Here is an 18228-nt window from a genome sequence, read left to right on the forward strand (position 1 = left end):
CGTGTCTGTCGCGGCGCTTACTACCCCCGACAGCTCTGGGATGAACTGGACGCCCGGGCTCGCCACGCTTTGCTCGTCCACGCCGCAGTGCCGCAATGGCGCGAACCAGCAGGCGTCCTTTCCCATTGGTCTGCCGCAGCGCTCTGGGGACTGCCGGTCATCGGGCGCTGGCCCACGCGGGTCCACGTGACGATGCGGGACAAGCCACGCAGCAGCCAAAGCGGCATTCAGGTGCACGAAACATTCGACCCGCCCGAACCGGTGGCGCTCGGCAGGTTTCTGGTAACCAGCGTGGCGCGGACGGTCATCGACCTGGCCCGCATTCGGCCGCTTATCCAGAGCCTGGCGACAGCGGACGCAGCGCTGAATCTCAAGCTCACCAATCGAGAGGCGCTGGAGCGGATCGCGCGCACCCTTCCGCCAGGCTTCCGGGGGCGTCAGATGGCGGGCCTTGTAGTTGATCTCGCCGACGGCCTCGCCGAGTCGCCGCTGGAATCACTCAGTCGAGCAGTCATGTTTGAAGAAGGCTTCCCGCGTCCACAACTGCAGGTGCCTCTCGTAGACGACGACGGAATGTTTGGACGCGGCGACTTCGGATGGGACGGTCTCATTGGAGAGTGCGACGGACGAATGAAGTATGGCTCGGATTTCGCCGCCGACCCAGTGCAGGCGATCTGGTCGGAGAAACAGCGCGAAGACCGCGTCAGGCTGATGTCCGACATGGTCCGGTGGGGGTGGAACGACGCTTACCACCGCGACGGGCTCTGTAGGAAGCTTCAGGCGAAAGGCTTGCGGACGACGTCCCAGCTGTCTTGGGTCGCGTGAACCTACTTCCTATCGGTGAACCTACTGAGTACAGCCAGTAGGTTGACGGTTAATCAGTAGGTTCACGGCCCCAGGCACCACCGGCGAACCCGACCTACGCGGACGACTCCGGCTGCTCCGCCCACCACCGCAACAGCTCCTCGCGGGCGGCATCCTCACCCACCGGGCCGGCGTCCAACCGGTAGGCCAGCAGGTGCTTGTAGGCCCGCCCGAGCACCGGCCCGGGCTTGATGCCGAGAATCTCGCCGATCTGGTTGCCGTCGAGCTCCGGACGCACCTTGCCCAACTCTTCGGCCGCCATGAGCGCCGCGATGCGCCGCTCGAGGTCGTCGTAGGTGGCGGCGAGCGTCGCAGCCTTACGGCGGTTGCGGGTAGTGCAGTCGGAGCGGGTGAGCAGGTGCAGCCGCGAGAGCAGCGGCCCGGCGTCCGTGACATATCGGCGCACGGCGGAGTCGGTCCACTCGCCGCCGCCGTAACCGTGGAAGCGCAGGTGCAGTTCGGTCAACCGCGAGACCGCCTTGATGGTCTCCTTGTCGAACTTCAACTCACGCAGCCGCTTGCGCACCAGCTTCGCGCCGACCATCTCGTGGTGGTGGAAAGACACCCCGCCGCCGGACTCAAACCGCCGAGTGGCCGGCTTGCCGATGTCGTGCAGCAGCGCAGCCAGGCGCAGGACGAGATCGGGCCCCTGCACCAGGTCGGGCGATTCGAGGCCGGGCACCTCGCGCGGCCCTTCGAGGGCCATCGCGCGTTCGAGCACGGTCAGGGAGTGCTCGAAGACGTCCTTGTGGCGGTGGTGTTCGTCGATCTCCAGCTTCAACGCCGGAAGTTCGGGCAGCACCAACTGCGCAATACCGGTCTGCACGAGCAGTTCGAGACCGGCGCGCGGGTCGGGCGCGAGCATCAGCTTCACCAGTTCGTCGTGCACCCGCTCGGGCGACACGATCGACAAGGTGGACGCGCGCTCAGTCATCGCCTGCACGACATCGGGGGACGCGGTGAAGCCCAACTGCGCCACGAAACGCGCCGCCCGCATCATCCGCAGCGGATCGTCCCCGAACGACACCTCGGCCGGGGCGGGGGTCACCAGCTCCTTGCGGGCCAGCGCGCCGAGCCCGTCGTACGGATCGACGAACTCCATCGTCGGAAGCCGCATGGCCATCGCGTTGACGGTGAAGTCACGGCGGCGCAGGTCGTCGTTCAGGTTGTCGCCGAAAGCAACGACCGGCTTGCGGGTGATGCCGTCGTACGCGTCGGCCCGGTAGGAGGTGATCTCCACCTTCCACTCACCCTGCTGCGCGCCGATGGTGCCGAAAGCACGTCCGATGTCCCAGGTGGTCGAGGCCCACGGCTTCAGCAGCGCCTCGGTCTGCTCGGGTGAGGCGGACGTCGTGAGGTCGATGTCCTCGCTCGATCGGCCCAGGAACGCGTCCCGCACCGGGCCGCCGACCAGGGCCAACTCGTGCCCGGCGCAGGTGAAGATCTCGCCCAACTCGGTGAGCACCCGAAGCTGCGGAGCCAACTGGGCGACGGCGCGCTGCTGCAGCGCACGCATCGACTGGGCAGGGGAAGAGTTGGACTGGTCAGGCACGCTCAAAGGTTAGGCCCTGCGCGGCCACCGACCTTCGCCGCTCGCGACAGCGCAGGGAAGATGACGAACTGGCTCAACTCCTCGAATCTTTCACAACGCCTGGTTATGGTGAGTGGATGACTCTCCAAATTCCTCGAGCCAGTCGCCCGCAGCGGCGACTGCCGTCGTTGGAGGAGACGTCTGCCGGTGGAGTAGTCATCGATGTTCGTTCGGGTGCAGCCTGGTTGGCTCTGATCGCCCGCTACAACCGAGCCGGACGCTTGGAGTGGTGTCTGCCCAAGGGTCACGTCGAGGCGGGCGAGACCTTGGTCGAGACCGCCGTGCGTGAGGTGGCCGAGGAGACCGGCATTCACGGACGGGCGCTGGTCACTCTCGGCACCATCGACTACTGGTTCAGCACGCCCCGATTTCGGATCCACAAGCGAGTGCATCACTATCTTCTGGAAGCACTCGGAGGCGAGATCACCGTCGAGAATGACCCGGATCGCGAGGCCGTCGACGCGGCGTGGTTCCGACTGGACGAGGTCGAGCACAGACTCACCTTCGCCAACGAGCGCCGCATAGCCCACATGGCCTGGCGCCGCCTGGCCGGCTGACACACCGCGAACGGAGACCGTGCAGGCCACCACGCAGCAGCGGCGAGCGCGGACGTTGTCCCTGCTCGTCCTCTTCTGCCTGCTCACTCTCGGGCTCGTCTCCCCGCCGACGGCCCAGGCCACGCAAGCGGTCACGGACGACCTGAGCATCGGGCTGGACGCCGGCACCCCCGCGATCGTCACCGATGACACCGACGTCCAACTGCGCGGGACGGTGCGTAACGGCGGCACCAAAGCCGTCGCCGCCGCGACCCTGCACGTCGCGCTGACCGGCGCGCTGCTCGACACCCCTGGCGCGGTGCGCACGTGGTACTCCGGACGCGCCGACCTCAGCCAGCCGGTGATCGCCACGGCCGACCTCGGGACGGTCGCGGCTGGGGAGACCCGTTCGTTCACCGTCACGCTGCCGGCGCAGAAACTGCCGTGGCGCTACGCCCTGGCGGCGCTACCGATGACACTCACCGCCACCGAGGGCAAGAACCGCACGGACGCCGCCACCCGCGGTGCGGTGCGGACGTCCTTGCAGATGCAGCAGGAGGGCGCGACGAGTCCGATCCGGATCGGCTGGGTGGTGCCCCTGACCCTTCCGGCAGATGCGGCGCTCTTCGGGCCGTCCGGGGCTGCCCGCGACGCCGCGTGGGTGCGTGCGATCGGTCCGGGCTCACGGATCGACCAGCTGCTCACCGCTCTGGCCGACCAGCCGGTCACCTGGGTGATCGACCCCGCACTGCTGCAACCGGCGCTCGCGGCTGACCCCAACGTGCCCGCCGAGCAGCTCGACGATCCGCAGAGTCCGCAGTCGGCAGAAACGGTGCCCTCCGACACCCCGACCACCCTCGCCGCCCTCGTGCGCGCCCGCCTGGCATCACTGAATCCAGACCAGGCGATCTGGTGGACCGCGCATGATGATCCGGACGTCAGTTCGCTCATCAGCCGTGACGCCGGCCTGCTCAAGCGCGTCGTGGCACGCGGACTACCGGCCAACCTGCGCTCGCTCAGCAACACCCGCGTGGTGTGGCCGTCCGGCGACCTCACCGCCACCCAGGCCGCGCAGATCAGCAAGGTCTGGAGCGGCGCCGGACAACCCGCTCCGCTGACGATGCTGCCGCGGCGAGCCGTCACCGACGACGGCACCGCGTTGCGCAACTCGGTGCGCCGCGCGCCCGGCGTGGGCGGCGTCGTGCTCTACCACGAAGCTCTGAGCTCGATCCTTGCCGAAGCGACCGCCGACCCCGGTCTGCAGGCATCGCGCTTCCTCGCCGAGTCGATCGCGATCTACCAGCAGTCGCCCGGCACCGATCGCAGCGCGACTGTCGTCATCCCGCGACAGAGCACTGCATCCCCGCAGGCCTTGGCCGCCACGATGAAGTCGATCCGCACCGCCACCTGGACCGCCGACGCCACTGGCAAGGACCTCGCCGACTCCGTGCCGAAGGCCGAGGTCAGTGCGCTGCTCCCAAAGCCGGGCGGCGGGACGCCCTTCCCGACCGAGCCGGCCAGCCCGCTCACCAAGGAACTGGTCACCACCCTCACCCGGCAACGCGAGCGAGTGACCACCCTCGGCAGCGTGCTCGTCGATTCGGCCGACTGGGTGCGTGCCCGCGAACAAGCACTGGACGTCGTCGTCTCCACCCGCTGGCGCGGCGCCGGCACCGAACTCTTCACCGTCAGCACCGCGCAGACCGACACCCTGCGCGAAATGGTCGGCAAGGTGGCGGTCAACCCGGCAACCGTCAACTTCTTCGCCGACTCCGGACGCCTCTCGGTCACCGTCGTCAACGACCTCAACCGAGCCGTGCGCGGGGTGACCCTCAAGCTGCAGCCGCGCAAATACGTCCTGCGGGTGCCTACGCAACCCGAGCCGATCGACATGCGAGCCAATGCGCGCAGCAACGTCCGCACCGAGGTTGTGGCCATCGCACCGGGCCAGGTGACGGTCGACGCGTCCCTGAGCGCACCGTCCGGCGCGCCCCTCGGCGAACCGGGCAGCGTGACGCAGCTCAAGATCAACGTGCGCCCGACGTCCACGTGGATCTACTGGGTGCTGGGTATCGTGGGCGGGCTGGTGCTGGTGATCGGCCTGTGGCGCAGCCTGCGCCGCGGTCCGCGCCGCAGCACGCTCGACCCCACCAGCACCGAGGCCACCGCGCCCGACGCGATCGTCGACGCCGGACGCTCCACGCCGAAGTCACCAGACGACGGCGAAGAGATCCCCGAACCGAAGGCATCACCACTCGATGACGACCACCGCGAGCACTGAGGCTCCCTCCGGACGCTCTTCCATCCTGCGGTCGAGTGCGGTGATGGCCGCCGGGACGATGGTGTCCCGCGTGCTCGGGCTGGTGCGCACGATCCTGCTCACCACGATCCTGGGTGCGACCACCGGCGTCGGTAACGCCTTCGCCACCGCCAACACCCTGCCCAACATGGTGTTCATCCTGCTCGCGGGCGGTGTACTGAACGCCGTGCTCGTGCCGCAGATGGCGCGCGCACTGAAGCAGGAGGACGGCGGCAAGGGCTACACCGACCGGCTGCTGACGCTGGCGATGTCGATTCTGCTGATCGTCACGATCGTCTTCACCATCGCCGCCCCGCTGGCGTACTTCACGCTGGACGTCTCGGGCGCCACGCCGACCACGCTCGGTATCGCGTTCACCTACATCTGTCTGCCGCAGATCCTTTTCTACGGCATCTACACGCTGCTGGGTGAAGCACTCAACGCGCGCGGACGGTTCGGCGCTTTCATGTGGTCGCCGGTGCTGGCCAATGTGGTCTCCATCGCCGGTCTCATCTGGTTCTGGTTGGGCACCACCCCGGCCGAGGTCGCCGACCCTGACCGGTGGACCTGGAAGATGGTCGCCGTCCTGGCAGGTAGCGCCACCCTCGGCATCGTGGCCCAGGCGCTCGTCCTGATCATCCCGCTGCGCAGGGCCGGCTACACCTTCCGGCCCAACTTCCGCTTCCGCGGCGTCGGCCTACGCACCGCGTCCACCGTGGCGATCTGGGCCTTCGCAGCGGTGATCGTGCAGCAGCTCGGGCTCATCGTCACCACCAACGTGCTCAACGCCGTGCCCTCCGGCTACGGCGGCACACTCGCGCAGCAGAACGCCTTCCTGCTGTTCATGCTGCCGCACTCGATCGTCACGATCAGCCTGGTCACCGCGCTCTACACCCGCCTATCGCACGCGGCTGCAGACGGCCGCACGGACGACGTCAAGGCCGACCTCGACACCGGTCTTCGCCTGTCGGGCCTCGCCAGCGTCGGCGTGACGATCGGTGCCTTCGCGCTCGCCCACCCGGTGTCGAAGGCGATGTTCGGCGAGGTCAGCGGCCCGGCCATCGGCGACATGACGATCGCGCTGATGATCGGCCTGGTGCCGTTCACCATCTGCGTGCTGGTGCAGCGCGTCTTCTACGCCTACTCCGACGCCAAGACGCCCTTCTGGATGCAGGTGGCCTGCACCGTCGTCGCGGTGGTGCTCACCCTCGGCGCGCTCATCCTGCCGCCGCGCTGGATCGGTCCGGGCGTCGGTTTCGCGGCGTCCATGAGCTACATCGCCGACGGTGCGCTCGGGTGGTATCTCCTGCGCCGCCGGATCGGGCACATTCCGGTGCGCAGCGCCGCCCTCGGTTACGTGCAGCTCGGCGTGGCTGCCCTGGTGGCCACAATCTTCGCGGCAGCCATCCGCTTCGGACTGCAATCGGTGATCGGCGACACCGGACGCCTGGTCAACATGGTGATCACGGTCGCCGCCGGCGTGCCCTTCCTGATCGTCTACATGCTTGTGGCCCGCCGCCTGGGCGTGCAGGAAATCACCCAGCTGCTCAATCCCGTGCTCTCGCGCCTGCCCGGCGGACGGCGCAAGGCCGCAGCACCTGCTGCACCTGCTGCATCGGCGCAGCCTGTCGCCGGCGCCGCTCCGGACGCTTCGCGGGCCGAGGTTTCACGTGAACCCGAGCCACTGGACTTTCCCGACATCCCGTCTTTCGGCGTGGCCGAACCCGGCGAACTGGCGACCGGCGACTCCTGCGAGAGCGCGGACGCCGTGCGTGCGGTGGCTCCGCTTCCGGGCCATGCGCACACCGCGCCGCCTGCTTTCGACTTCTGGGATGCCGACCACACCATGGCTGTGCCCAGCCTCGGCGAAGGCGTCCTGGCCGACACCGCGCCCATCCCGTTGCGGGTGCGTCTACCCCAGTCGCGCCGCGCGGTGACGATGCCCGCCACGCCGGACGCCGCTCCCGAATCCCGGCGGGTCCCGGACGATTCGACGCAAAACCCTAGACTTGCGCCCGGTGCAGATGAGGAGGCATCGGCGCCCGAGACCGTCGGACCAGCGCCGACCACAACCGAGGGAGAACCATTCGTGCAGGGCATCGAGAGCGGCCACGAGCTGGCCGGCCGCTATCTGCTGCGGCAATTGATCGCCTCCACCGACGACAAGCAGGTCTGGCAGGCCACCGACGAGACCCTCAGCCGTGACGTCACGGCGACGGTCTTCCCGACGTCCGCGACCCACGCCGCCGCCGCGCTCGACTCCGCCCGCCGCGCCGCCGCCGTGGAAGACCGCCACCTGCCGCGCGTGCTCGATGTCGGCACCCAGGACGACGCCTCCTATGTGATCCACGAGCAGTTGACCGGCGCCGAATCGATCGCCTCGATGCTGCAGTTCGACAGGTTGCCGGCCGAGGAGGCCCGCCGCATGGTCGGTGAAGCAGCCAGTGCGCTGCACGCCGCCGCCGCCCGGGGCCTGCACCACCTCGCACTCACCCCGCACGAGATCGTCCGCGGCCAGGACGGCTCGGTGTACGTGCAGGGTGTGGCCACCGATGCCGCACTCGCCGGCACCGATGACCTCAGCTCGGCCGAGGCCTCCCGCGCCGACGCCCGCGCGCTGACCGCCGTGCTCTACGCCGCACTCACCGGTCGTTGGGCCGGCGAGCAGGACGTACCCGGTGTCGAACCAGCCGCACGCGATGCCGCGGGCAATGTCTCGCCGGTGAGTTCGCTGCGCCGAAACGCCCCCGGCGACCTCAGCTCCTTGTGTCACGCCGTGCTCAACGAGGACGCCGGCCCGCGCACCCCCGGCGAACTCGCCGCGCAGTTGGCGCCGTGGTCGCCCGAGCAGGTGGCTGCCGACGCCCCACCCACGCCGGAGAAGCCCGGTAGCAAGACCGATGACCTCGGCGGCACCGCAGCTGCGGCAGCAGCCGCAGGGCCAGCCGGTGTGGCCACTGCAGCCTCGCTTCGCGGTGATGACGAGCCTGGTGACGTCGACCCCGACGCCACCGAACACATCCCGGCGCCGCCGCCCAGCGACCCGGACGCCACCCAGACCTTCGACGCCACGGCCGCCCCTTCGGCGCCCCGCCGTCGCGACGACTACGACCCGTCCTTCTCAGAGTTGGAGCCCCCGCTGCCCCGCATGAGCGCCGGTAGCGAAGACCCCGACTCCGACACCAGCAAACTCGCGCTGGCCATCGTCGCGGCCTTCCTGGTGGCGGCGCTCGTGCTCGGCATCATCGGGCTGCGGGGGCTGTTCACTGGCGGCGGCACCGACTCAGGCACGTCGCGCAGCACGGTGGCGACCCAGGCGGGCGACCCCAGCAGCACGCCGTCCGGCAGCACGGCGTCCCCGAGCTCTTCGACGGTCGCACCCGGCCAGAAACTGCCGGTCGCCTCGATCGTCAGCTTCGACCCGCAGGGCGACGGCGACGAGCACACCGACTGGGCCCCGCGCGCCATCGACGGCAACCCGAACACGATGTGGATGACCCACATCTACGGCCGCGCCGACTACATGGGCGGACGCAAGAAGGGCTCCGGGCTGCTGCTCGACCTCGGCAAGTCGACCCAGGTCGGCTCGGTGAAGATCAACTCGGCCGGCAACCCCTCGACCATCCAGGTCTTCGTCACCGACGACAAGACCATCGAAGGCGCCACGCCCTTCGGCGAAATGGTGCAGCAGTCGGGCGAACAGACCGTCACCGCAAAGGCCCCCGCGACCGGCCGATACGTCATCCTTTGGGTGACACAGCTGTCGAAGGGCAACCTGGGCGGCTATCGCCAGAAAATTGCAGAGGTGGAGGTGCTGTCGTGACGCACTTGGACGATCTCGCGCAGCGTACGGACCGTGACCTGCTCGCGGCCCATTGCGCGGGAGAGCCCGACGCGTTCGGTGAACTGTTCAAGCGGCACAAGGACCGCATGTGGGCAGTGGCCGTACGCACCTGTCGCGACCCCGAACTGGCTGCGGACGCCGTCCAGGACGGTTTCATCTCCGCCTTCCGGCGCGCAGATTCGTTCCGTGGCGACTCGCAGGTGACCACCTGGTTGCACCGCATCATCGTCAACGCCTGCCTCGACCGGTTGCGTCGCGCCAAGCCCACGAGCGAGCTGCCGGAGTACGAACTGGCCGATCGCCGCGACGAGCACGCCAGCACCGTCGTGCGCCTCGACGTCCAAGAAGCCCTGGCACGCATCCCCGAGGCGCAGCGCCTGGCGCTGACGCTGGTCGACATGCAGGGCCTGTCCGTGGCGGAGGCGGCCGAGGTGCTGGAGGTCGCCGAGGGCACCATCAAGTCGCGGTGTGCCCGCGGACGCGCGGCGCTGGCCGAACTACTGGTCGACAAGCACGGGGACGGCTACCGCCGCTGAGGCCTCGCTCACACGTGGCGATCGGCGAGGAACCGCCGGTGATGGTTGCGCCGTCTACTACGTGGATGACAGGCTCGATCGATGCCGCTGGACCCTCGCGAATATTTTTGGTCGATTCGTGGAACCAGTGGACCCCTCGGGCACGTCGCACAACTGACAGACCCGGAGCACATCCGGCGCTCGCACTTACGCGGGCGTCGCAACCGACGGGCTGTGGACAGCGAATCGGAGGATCGACGTGAGCATGAAGCCACCTCAGGGGCTTGACGCTGCGTTCGAGGACGACCCACATGGCGTCCGCGAACTGCTGCGTGGGCTGCCTGAACCCGGCCCAATGCGTGCTGCCGTCTCCGACCGCATCGAACAGGCACTGGCTGCCGAGCGTTCAGGCGCGAGGTCGACCCCGACCACTTCGACGTCTTCCGACGAGGACGCCCACGCAGACATCCGCGAACTGCTGGCCTCCCAGCCCAGCCCCGGGCCGATGCCCGACTTCGTGGCCAAGCGCATCACCGTGGCCCTCGACCTCGAGCGTAAGGCCCAGGCCGATCACGATCCCACCGGAATGCGTGACCTGCTGCGTGGACTGCCCGAGCCCGGCCCGATGCCGCAACCGGTCTTCGAGAAGGTGGAGCACGCACTCGCACTCGAGCAGAGTCAACGCGGCGAGCGTCCCGACAATGTCGCGGCCTTCGCCAGCCGTTCGTCGTCCACTTCGCGTACGTCGCGGGAGGGTTCCGGCGGCCGGCGCGGCGTCCTGCGCCTCACCAGCCTCGCGGCCGCAGCAGCGGTGGCCGGAGTCGTCGCCGTCGGTGGCTACCAGGCGATGCAGCCGTCGGCCCCCGGCGTGAACAACGCCGGCCCTGCGTCCAGCAGCAGCGTCAACCCCGATGTCGCCTCGAAGGTGCACGTCACCAGCAGCGACCGCAACTACACCGCCGCCAGCTTCGTGCAGGACGCCGGTGCGCTGGCCCGCTCCGACGCCAGCAGCGGCATCTCCACCGCGGATGCCGCCAAGCTCGGCTCGGTCGCCACGCCCCAGGGCGCGCTGCAGTGCGCTGCCGCCATCGGGCAGGGCGTGCTGGACGACTCCTCCCGGATCACCGTCGACATCGCCAAGTACGAAGGCAAGCCAGCACTGGTTGTCGTGGTCACCAAGGGCACCACCTCCACCGGTTGGGTGCTCAACCGCAACTGCGACCAGAGCCAGTCACCGGTCGCCGGCCCGACCCAGGTCTGAGTCGAGAGGCCGCACCGACCGGATGCGGCACTCGGAATGTTTGCCACCTACGATCGGTTGAGCACAACGCCTGAGCCATTCGAACCGAGTAGGGGACAAACTTCCGTGAGCAACGACCTGGTGCGCAACCTCATCATCGTCGGGTCCGGACCTGCCGGGTACACCGCGGCCGTCTACGCGGCGCGCGCCAACCTCGAACCCCTGGTTTTCGAAGGCTCGGTGACCGCCGGCGGCGCACTGATGAACACCACGGACGTCGAGAACTTCCCCGGATTCGCAGGCGGAATCATGGGGCCCGACCTCATGGAGCAGATGCGTGCCCAGGCCGAGCGCTTCGGCGCCGAGCTCGTGCGTGACGACATCACCGCGATGGAGCTCACCGGCGACATCAAGACCGTCACCGACGGTGAGGGCAACGTCCACAAGGCGCACGCCGTCGTCCTGGCGATGGGCTCGGCGTACCGCGAACTCGGCCTTGAGGACGAAAAGCGCCTCTCCGGCCACGGTGTGTCGTGGTGTGCGACGTGTGACGGCGCGTTCTTCCGCGAGAAGGACATCGCGGTCATCGGCGGCGGCGACTCCGCGATCGAGGAGGCCACCTTCCTGACGCGTTTCGGCAAGAGCGTGACGGTGATCCACCGCCGCGACGAGTTGCGCGCCTCGAAGATCATGGCCGACCGTGCACTGGCCAACGACAAGATCACGTTCAAGTGGAACAGCGAAGTCGTCGGCATCCAGGGTGACCCGAAGGTCGAGCGACTGAAGCTGCGCGACACCGTCACCGGCGCGGAGAGCACCCTGGACGTCGAAGGTGTCTTCATCGCCATCGGTCACATCCCGCGCAGTGAACTCGTCGTCGGGCAGGTCGACCTCGACGGTGAAGGCTATGTGCTCGTGCAGGGACGCTCGACCGCGACCAACCTGCCGGGTGTCTTCGCCTGCGGCGACCTGGTCGACCACACCTACCGCCAGGCGATCACCGCGGCCGGTTCTGGTTGCGCTGCGTCGCTGGATGCCGAGCGCTACCTCGCCGACAAAGTCGGCCACTGATTTACTGAATCACCTTTGACCACAACGTAATTCACAAGCAATCACGAACAGGAGTCACCGCATGGGTGCCATCAAGGAGACCAGCGACGCGACCTTCGAGGCCGACGTCCTGAAGAACGACAAGCCGGTCCTGGTGGACTTCTGGGCGCCCTGGTGTGGCCCGTGCCGCCAGGTCGCTCCGATCCTCGAGGAGATCGCCACGTCGCACGACGCGATCGAGATCGTGAAGCTCAACACCGACGAAAACCCGAAGGTGTCGGCGAAGTACGGCATCACCGGCATCCCGACGATGAACGTCTACGTCGGTGGCGAGGTCGTCAAGACCCTCGTCGGCGCCCTCCCGAAGCCGAAGATCATCAAGGAGCTTGAGCCCTTCATCGGCTGAGACTCACCTGACGAAGCACGGCCGCCCTCTGGAAACAGAGGGCGGCCGTTTTTCATTGAGCGATCTCCCTTTGGCGTGCACCGAAGCTTCACGTGATCCCAGGCACCGGCGCTTCAGCCACTCTGCTGTCCGGGCCGGGGTTTCGACAGCTCGCTCATCCCTCGCGAGCGCTCAACCGCCGGTAGTGGCTCGACCAGAAACCTTGCCGGTTGAGCCAGGCACCCGAGGAACGAGGGTGGCCGCGTCGAAACCCGGCGACGTTTCACGTGAACCCATGCCCCAGGCCACGGCTCCTCGCGTCAGCTTGCGCGGACGCCCAGAGCGTCGAGGATGCGGTGCAGGTCGTCCGAGCCCGCGAACTCGACGGTGAGCTTGCCCCGACCGCCGCGTCCCGACGTGACGGTCACCCGGGTGTCAAGACGATCGGCAAGACCCGCAGCAAGATCGTCGTACTCCGGCACCGACTGCTTGCTGGACGATGCACGGCGCGGCTTCTCCAGGTCGCCGCCCAGGGCAACGATTTCCTCGGTGCTGCGCACCGACAAGCCTTCAGCAACGATGCGCTGGGCCAGGCGTTCCATGGCTGCGGCGTCCGGTAGACCGAGGAGCGCACGGGCGTGACCGGCCGAAAGCACTCCGGCGGCCACCCGGCGGGCGACCAGGGGAGGCAGCTTCAACAGTCGGATGGTGTTGGAGATCTGTGGTCGTGAGCGACCGATGCGGCTGGCGAGTTCGTCGTGGGTGCAGGCGAAGTCGTCGAGCAATTGCTGATAGGCAGCGGCCTCTTCGAGAGCATTGAGCTGGCTGCGGTGGAGATTCTCCAGCAGTGCGTCGCGCAGCATGTCGTCGTCCGTGGTGCTGCGCACGATGGCCGGCACCGACTCCTTGCCGGCTGCTTTGCTCGCGCGCAGTCGGCGCTCACCCATGATGAGTTCGTGCGTGACCGTACCTTCGGGTTCGGGGAGTGCGCGCACGACGATCGGTTGCAGCACGCCGATCTCGCGGATGCTGTGCGTGAGCTCGGCCAGGTCGTCCTCGTCGAAGACCGAGCGCGGCTGCCGCGGGTTGGGGCGAATGGCAGTGAGCGGGATTTCGGCGAAGGAGGCGCCGGGCACCCGCTTCAACCCGGAACCGCCGTCGCCAGCATCGTGCCGGTCGCTGTTTCCCGTGAAACCTTCGTCCGAACTCGCGTTGTTTCCCGTGAAACCAGACGTGCCAGACCCGTAAAAGACGTCACTTGGGCGCGCTGCCGTCGAGGTGCCGTCGCTGGTGGGAATGAGGGCACCGAGGCCCCGGCCGAGTCCGCGCTGCCGCTTGTCGTTCATCCCGCCAGATTACTGGGCGGGCGAATCAGACTCTGGCGCGGGCCAGTTCGGTCGCAGCCTCCAGATAGGACAACGAGCCCGAGGACGACGGGTCGTAGGTGATGACCGTCTGGCCGAAGCTCGGCGCCTCTGAAATGCGCACCGATCGGGGGATGCGCGTCTTGAGCACCTGCTCGGGGAAGTGCTGCCGCACTTCGGCAGCAACCTGTGCCGACAGCCTGGTGCGAGCGTCGTACATCGTCAGCAGGATCGTGCTCACCGACAGCACGGGGTTGAGGTGTTTGCGGATGAGTTCGATGTTGTTGAGCAGCTGCGACACACCTTCGAGCGCGTAGTACTCGCACTGGATCGGGATGAACACCTCGGTCGCGGCGACGAATGCGTTGACGGTCAGCAGGCCCAGGCTGGGCGGGCAGTCGATCAGGATGTAGTCGAATCGGTCTTCGTCGCTCATCGACTCCAACTGGCGCTCGATCGCGTTCTTCAGACGGCTTTCGCGGGCCACCAGGGAGACGAGTTCGATCTCGGCGCCAGCGAGGTCGATGGTGGCGGGAGCACACCACAGGTTGGCGACGTCCGGACACGGCTGGATCACGTCGGCGAGGTCATCGCCGTCAACCACGACGTCGTAGATGCTCGGCACTTCGGAGTGATGGTCGATGCCGAGGGCTGTGCTGGCGTTGCCCTGCGGGTCGATGTCGATGACGAGTACGCGCAGTCCCTTCTGGGCCAGGGCGGCGGCGATGTTGACCGTCGTGGTGGTCTTGCCGACTCCACCCTTCTGGTTGGCGACCGTCATGATGCGCGTTGACGAAGGACGCTCGACATCAGCTGCGAGCACCCGGACACGTCGCTGCGATTCCTCGGTCAGCGCAGCCAGGATGGGGGAGTCGGCCGGATGATCTTCGTCTGCAGCGTCTTCTGGAGTTTCAGTGCCGTCGGCGACAGCGGCAGCAGAATCATCGGTTTCACGTGGAACGGCGTGCGCTGGTGCGGGAGCAGGCACGCAGGTCACGTCGTCGGTGACGACGGGGGCCTGCCATCCGATGGGCGTGGGTGAGACGGGCACGGGCGCACCCTGCCAGCCAGTCGGAGTCGTTGAGGTCGATCCGATCATTTCGTCACTTCCTCCGGTTCTCGTTGCGTTGTTGACGTTTACGACGGGCAGCGCGTCGAGAGGGTGACGACCCATTCTTCTTCTTCTTGGGCGAGGTGCGGGCAACACGCTCATCGATCTCGACCCGCACGATCGCCGTCGGGGGGTCGACGACACCGGCACCCACCGACAACACCTCGATGCGGCGCCCACCGAGGGCTTCCAGATCGGCACGCGCCTCGTCCACTTCTTCCTGAGCCGAACTGCCCTTGAGAGCGAGCATGCGGCCGCCCGCGCGCAGCAGCGGCAGCGACCAGCCCGACAGTGTGTCCAGGCGTGCCACCGCTCGCGAGGTCACGACGTCGACCTCGATGTCGGTGCACTGCTCGGCGCGCGAACGAACGACCGTGACGTTGCTCAGGTGGAGGTCGTCACAGACATTTTCCAGCCAGGTGACCCGGCGTAGCAGCGGCTCGATGAGCGTGACGTGCAGATCCGGACGCGCGATGGCGATCACCAAGCCGGGTAGGCCGGCACCGGAGCCGACGTCCGCCACCCGCTCCTCGGGTGCGAGGAGTTCGGTGACCACCGCGCAGTTGAGGATATGGCGATCCCACAGGCGCGGCACCTCCCGCGGACCGATGAGTCCGTGCGACACACCGGTGTCGGCGAGGTGATCACCGAAAGCTGTCATCAGCCCCAACTGGTCGCCCAGATAGGCCTCAGCCGCCGCGGGCGGCGGCGGCAGAGGCTCGGAGGTGTCGCGTGGTTTCACGTGGATCCTGTGTGCTGGCGACTCAGGCCGGCAGCACCACGACGTAGCGGCGGGGCTCGGCGCCTTCGGACTCCGAGCTGAGACCAGCAGCCAGGACGGCGTCGTGCACGACCTTGCGCTCGAAGGCCGTCATCGGGTCGAGCGCCTTCTTCTCGCCCGACTCCTTGACCTCGGTCACCGCGTCGGCCGCCAGGCTCACCAACTGCTGGCGCTTCTCGGCCCGGAACCCGGCGATGTCGAGCATCAACCGGCTGCGGTTGCCGGTCTCGGCCTGCACGGCCAGGCGGGTCAGCTCCTGCAACGCGTCGAGCACCTTGCCGTCGCTACCGACCAGGCGGCGCGGCACGCGTCCCTCGTCGGAGTCGACGATCGACACCATGGCGCGGTCGCCCTCCACGTCGACGTCGATGTCGCCGTCCATGTCGGCGATGTCGAGGAGGTTCTCCAGGAAGTCGGCAGCCACCTCACCTTCGCGTTCAAGGGTGTCGACGACGTTGTCGGTCGTGCTTTCGTCAGTCATCTCTACTCGCATTTCTGTGTGCCGGAAACGATCCGGATCCGCAGGCGCCTGCATCGGACGCATGGACCCGGGAGGTGGGTCAGCGTTTGCGTTTGGCGTTCTTGCTGCGTTTCTTGCCGGTCGGTTGCACCCGTTGGCCTGAACTCTTGCCGGCCTGGGAACCCGTGGCGGTGGTTCGACCAGGCGTGCCCGGCACCTTCGCCAGCGAGACCGAGTTGTCGTCGCCGTCCGCGGCGTCGTCATCGTCGGAGGAGGACAGCCCCGGGATGGTCAGCTTCTTGATCTCCTTGCCCTTGGCGCGGCGGCGCGCCTCGAGGGCCTTCTCGGCGTCCGAACCGGGGGTGGGCATGCGGCGGATCACGTAGAACTGCTGGCCCATCGTCCACAGGTTGGTGACCACCCAGTAGATGAGCACACCGATCGGGAAGTTGACGCCGGTGATGGCGAAGAAGATCGGCATGAGGTACATCAAGTACTTCTGCTGCTTGGCCATCGGGTTGTCGAGCGCGGAGGCCGGCATGTTGCGGCGCATCAGCTGGTGCTGGGTGATGAACACCGTGCCCGACATCAGGATGATCAGGACGACGGTGAGGATCTTCACCGACATCTGGTCGGAGCCGAGGAAGGTCGAGCTCAGGCGAGCACCGAAGAGCGTCGACTGCTCGGCCTGGCTGGCGACGCTCTTGGTGAGAGGGCCGATCTCGTCGCGGCGGCCCGAGGCGATGCCGCCGAGGTTGTTTAGCACGCGGAACAGCGCGAAGAAGAATGGCGACTGCAGCAGGATCGGCAGACACGAGGCGAACGGGTTGGTGCCCGTGCGCTTGTAGAGCTCCATCGTCTCTTCCGTCATCTTCTGACGGGACTCCGGATCCTTCTTGCCCTTGTACTTCTTCTGGATCTTCTGCATCTCCGGCTGGATCAGCTGGAGTCGTCGGGAGGCCTTGATCTGCCGCACGAACAGCGGGATCAGCAGGATGCGCAGGACAACCACCAGGCCGGCGATCGAGAGCGCCCACGTCCAGCCCGACTCGGCGGCCATGCCCATCGCCGTGAAGATCTTGTGGAAGCCCACCATGACGAAGGCGACGAACCATTCGAGAGGGAAGAGCAGGGTATCGAGCATGATGTCCTTCAGTCAGCGGATGTCATGAAGTATGCGTTACGGATGGACCGTGCCGTTCGGGGACGTGATCGACCCCACCGGCATTCCACGGGTTGCAGCGGCCAAGGCGCTTGATGGTCAGCCAGAGCCCCTTGATGGGTCCGAACCGCTGCAGCGCGGTCACGGCGTAGGCCGAACAGCTGGGCGTGAACCGGCAGGTCGGGGGCAGAATCGGTGAGATCAGCTTCTGGTAGATCCGGACGAGGACCACCAGCGGCCACGCGAGCACCCGGTTGAGGGTGGTCACGCCGCACCGGCCAGTGCGCGCGGGATCAACCGGTCGAGTTCACGGCCGAGTTCGGCGCTGCTGGCTGCCGACGCGGCCGGCTGGGCCCGCACCACGACCAGCGCACCGGCCGGTAGTTGGATCACGCGGTCGGCCATGAGGTGCCGTAACCGACGCTGGGTGCGATGCCGCACGACCGAGTTGCCCACTGCCTTGGACACGACGAAGCCGACACGGCAGGGCACCGTGTCGGCGAAGTCGTCAGGCTTGCGCAGGTGAACCACCAGCAGCTTGCTCCCAGCACGTCCTGAGCCTTTCGACCGCAGGACGGCAGCGAACTCGGTGCTGGCGCGCATCCGGTGCGCTGCCGGCAGCATGACCGGTGAGCCGGAACAGCGACCGGCTCAGGCCGACAGCTTCTCGCGGCCCTTGGCGCGGCGGTTGGCCAGGATGGCGCGGCCGGCGCGGGTGCGCATACGCAGGCGGAAGCCGTGGGTCTTGGCCCGGCGGCGGGTGTTCGGCTGGAAAGTGCGCTTGCTCACGTCGTTACTCCGTCACATGGTCGGGCCGAAGCCCATTACTTGCTGGCTTATGGTGTGTCGCCGCTTTCGCAGACCGCCGTTTCGTCGTGGGCACGGCGGCTCATCGCAAGGACAACGGATGATGGGACGACACAAAGGTCAGTCATTCACAATAAGGGCTGCCGCCGGGCCCGGTCAAACCGACGACTCCAGGCCAACCGGGTCGGTGGAAACTGGCTATTCGACCACCATCAGGTG

At 67.6% G+C, this 18228-nt stretch carries 17 protein-coding genes; 8 read left to right on the forward strand and 9 right to left on the reverse strand.

The window, feature by feature from the left end:
• The first annotated feature begins 186 nt into the window (after nucleotides 1-186).
• Nucleotides 187-825, forward strand: coding sequence for a hypothetical protein (locus J5M86_RS15060; protein ID WP_188061354.1), 639 nt, complete (start codon nucleotides 187-189; stop codon nucleotides 823-825).
• 94 nt (nucleotides 826-919) lie between these two features.
• On the opposite strand, the gene J5M86_RS15065 is transcribed toward J5M86_RS15060, so the two are convergent.
• The gene (locus tag J5M86_RS15065; RefSeq protein ID WP_188061439.1) at nucleotides 920-2380 is read right to left on the reverse strand and encodes a CCA tRNA nucleotidyltransferase; all 1461 of its coding nucleotides are present in this window, start codon (nucleotides 2378-2380) and stop codon (nucleotides 920-922) included.
• Nucleotides 2381-2532: 152 nt separating this feature from the next.
• Here J5M86_RS15065 and J5M86_RS15070 point away from each other — a divergent pair, with 152 nt between their 5' ends.
• The 7 genes from J5M86_RS15070 to trxA all read left to right on the forward strand — a co-directional run bounded on the left by J5M86_RS15070 (nucleotide 2533) and on the right by trxA (nucleotide 12345).
• The gene (locus J5M86_RS15070; protein WP_188061355.1) at nucleotides 2533-3012 is read left to right on the forward strand and encodes an NUDIX hydrolase; all 480 of its coding nucleotides are present in this window, start codon (nucleotides 2533-2535) and stop codon (nucleotides 3010-3012) included.
• Nucleotides 3013-3031: 19 nt separating this feature from the next.
• The gene (locus J5M86_RS15075; RefSeq protein ID WP_188061356.1) at nucleotides 3032-5272 is read left to right on the forward strand and encodes a DUF6049 family protein; all 2241 of its coding nucleotides are present in this window, start codon (nucleotides 3032-3034) and stop codon (nucleotides 5270-5272) included.
• Nucleotides 5250-9113 (forward strand): murein biosynthesis integral membrane protein MurJ, encoded by a 3864-nt coding sequence (gene murJ / locus J5M86_RS15080; RefSeq protein ID WP_188061357.1) that lies wholly within the window; start codon nucleotides 5250-5252, stop codon nucleotides 9111-9113. Before J5M86_RS15075 ends, murJ begins: the two co-directional genes overlap by 23 nt.
• Nucleotides 9110-9670, forward strand: a complete 561-nt coding sequence (gene sigM / locus J5M86_RS15085; RefSeq protein ID WP_370587361.1) for an RNA polymerase sigma factor SigM — start codon at nucleotides 9110-9112, stop codon at nucleotides 9668-9670. The genes murJ and sigM overlap by 4 nt, the downstream gene beginning before the upstream one ends.
• Before the next feature lie 244 nt (nucleotides 9671-9914).
• Nucleotides 9915-10910, forward strand: coding sequence for a hypothetical protein (locus J5M86_RS15090; RefSeq protein ID WP_188061358.1), 996 nt, complete (start codon nucleotides 9915-9917; stop codon nucleotides 10908-10910).
• Nucleotides 10911-11015: 105 nt separating this feature from the next.
• Nucleotides 11016-11960 carry a thioredoxin-disulfide reductase gene (gene trxB / locus J5M86_RS15095; protein ID WP_244328388.1) on the forward strand — a complete coding sequence of 315 codons (945 nt, stop codon included), beginning with the start codon at nucleotides 11016-11018 and terminating at the stop codon, nucleotides 11958-11960.
• A gap of 61 nt (nucleotides 11961-12021) precedes the next feature.
• Nucleotides 12022-12345: a thioredoxin gene (gene trxA / locus J5M86_RS15100; protein WP_188061360.1), complete on the forward strand. Its 324-nt coding sequence runs from the start codon at nucleotides 12022-12024 to the stop codon at nucleotides 12343-12345.
• Between the two features lie 299 nt (nucleotides 12346-12644).
• Here the strand turns inward: trxA and J5M86_RS15105 are convergent, their stop codons facing one another.
• The 8 genes from J5M86_RS15105 to rpmH all read right to left on the reverse strand — a co-directional run bounded on the left by J5M86_RS15105 (nucleotide 12645) and on the right by rpmH (nucleotide 17991).
• Nucleotides 12645-13670: a ParB/RepB/Spo0J family partition protein gene (locus J5M86_RS15105; protein ID WP_188061361.1), complete on the reverse strand. Its 1026-nt coding sequence runs from the start codon at nucleotides 13668-13670 to the stop codon at nucleotides 12645-12647.
• A 25-nt stretch (nucleotides 13671-13695) separates the two neighbouring features.
• Nucleotides 13696-14739, reverse strand: a complete 1044-nt coding sequence (locus J5M86_RS15110; protein ID WP_370587362.1) for an AAA family ATPase — start codon at nucleotides 14737-14739, stop codon at nucleotides 13696-13698.
• A gap of 52 nt (nucleotides 14740-14791) precedes the next feature.
• Nucleotides 14792-15541 (reverse strand): 16S rRNA (guanine(527)-N(7))-methyltransferase RsmG, encoded by a 750-nt coding sequence (rsmG, locus tag J5M86_RS15115; RefSeq protein ID WP_244328389.1) that lies wholly within the window; start codon nucleotides 15539-15541, stop codon nucleotides 14792-14794.
• A gap of 22 nt (nucleotides 15542-15563) precedes the next feature.
• Nucleotides 15564-16061 (reverse strand): R3H domain-containing nucleic acid-binding protein, encoded by a 498-nt coding sequence (locus J5M86_RS15120; RefSeq protein WP_188061363.1) that lies wholly within the window; start codon nucleotides 16059-16061, stop codon nucleotides 15564-15566.
• A gap of 79 nt (nucleotides 16062-16140) precedes the next feature.
• Complete coding sequence (gene yidC, locus J5M86_RS15125) at nucleotides 16141-17184, reverse strand: membrane protein insertase YidC (protein WP_188061364.1); 1044 nt, start codon at nucleotides 17182-17184, stop codon at nucleotides 16141-16143.
• Between the two features lie 22 nt (nucleotides 17185-17206).
• Nucleotides 17207-17470 carry a membrane protein insertion efficiency factor YidD gene (gene yidD, locus J5M86_RS15130; RefSeq protein WP_244328390.1) on the reverse strand — a complete coding sequence of 88 codons (264 nt, stop codon included), beginning with the start codon at nucleotides 17468-17470 and terminating at the stop codon, nucleotides 17207-17209.
• Nucleotides 17467-17805 carry a ribonuclease P protein component gene (rnpA, locus tag J5M86_RS15135; protein WP_244328391.1) on the reverse strand — a complete coding sequence of 113 codons (339 nt, stop codon included), beginning with the start codon at nucleotides 17803-17805 and terminating at the stop codon, nucleotides 17467-17469. Before rnpA ends, yidD begins: the two co-directional genes overlap by 4 nt.
• 48 nt (nucleotides 17806-17853) lie before the next feature.
• The gene (gene rpmH / locus J5M86_RS15140) at nucleotides 17854-17991 is read right to left on the reverse strand and encodes a 50S ribosomal protein L34 (protein ID WP_188061366.1); all 138 of its coding nucleotides are present in this window, start codon (nucleotides 17989-17991) and stop codon (nucleotides 17854-17856) included.
• Nucleotides 17992-18228 lie beyond the last annotated feature (237 nt).

It is taken from the genome of Yimella sp. cx-51 (assembly GCF_017654605.1).
Classification (GTDB): Bacteria; Actinomycetota; Actinomycetes; order Actinomycetales; family Dermatophilaceae; genus Yimella.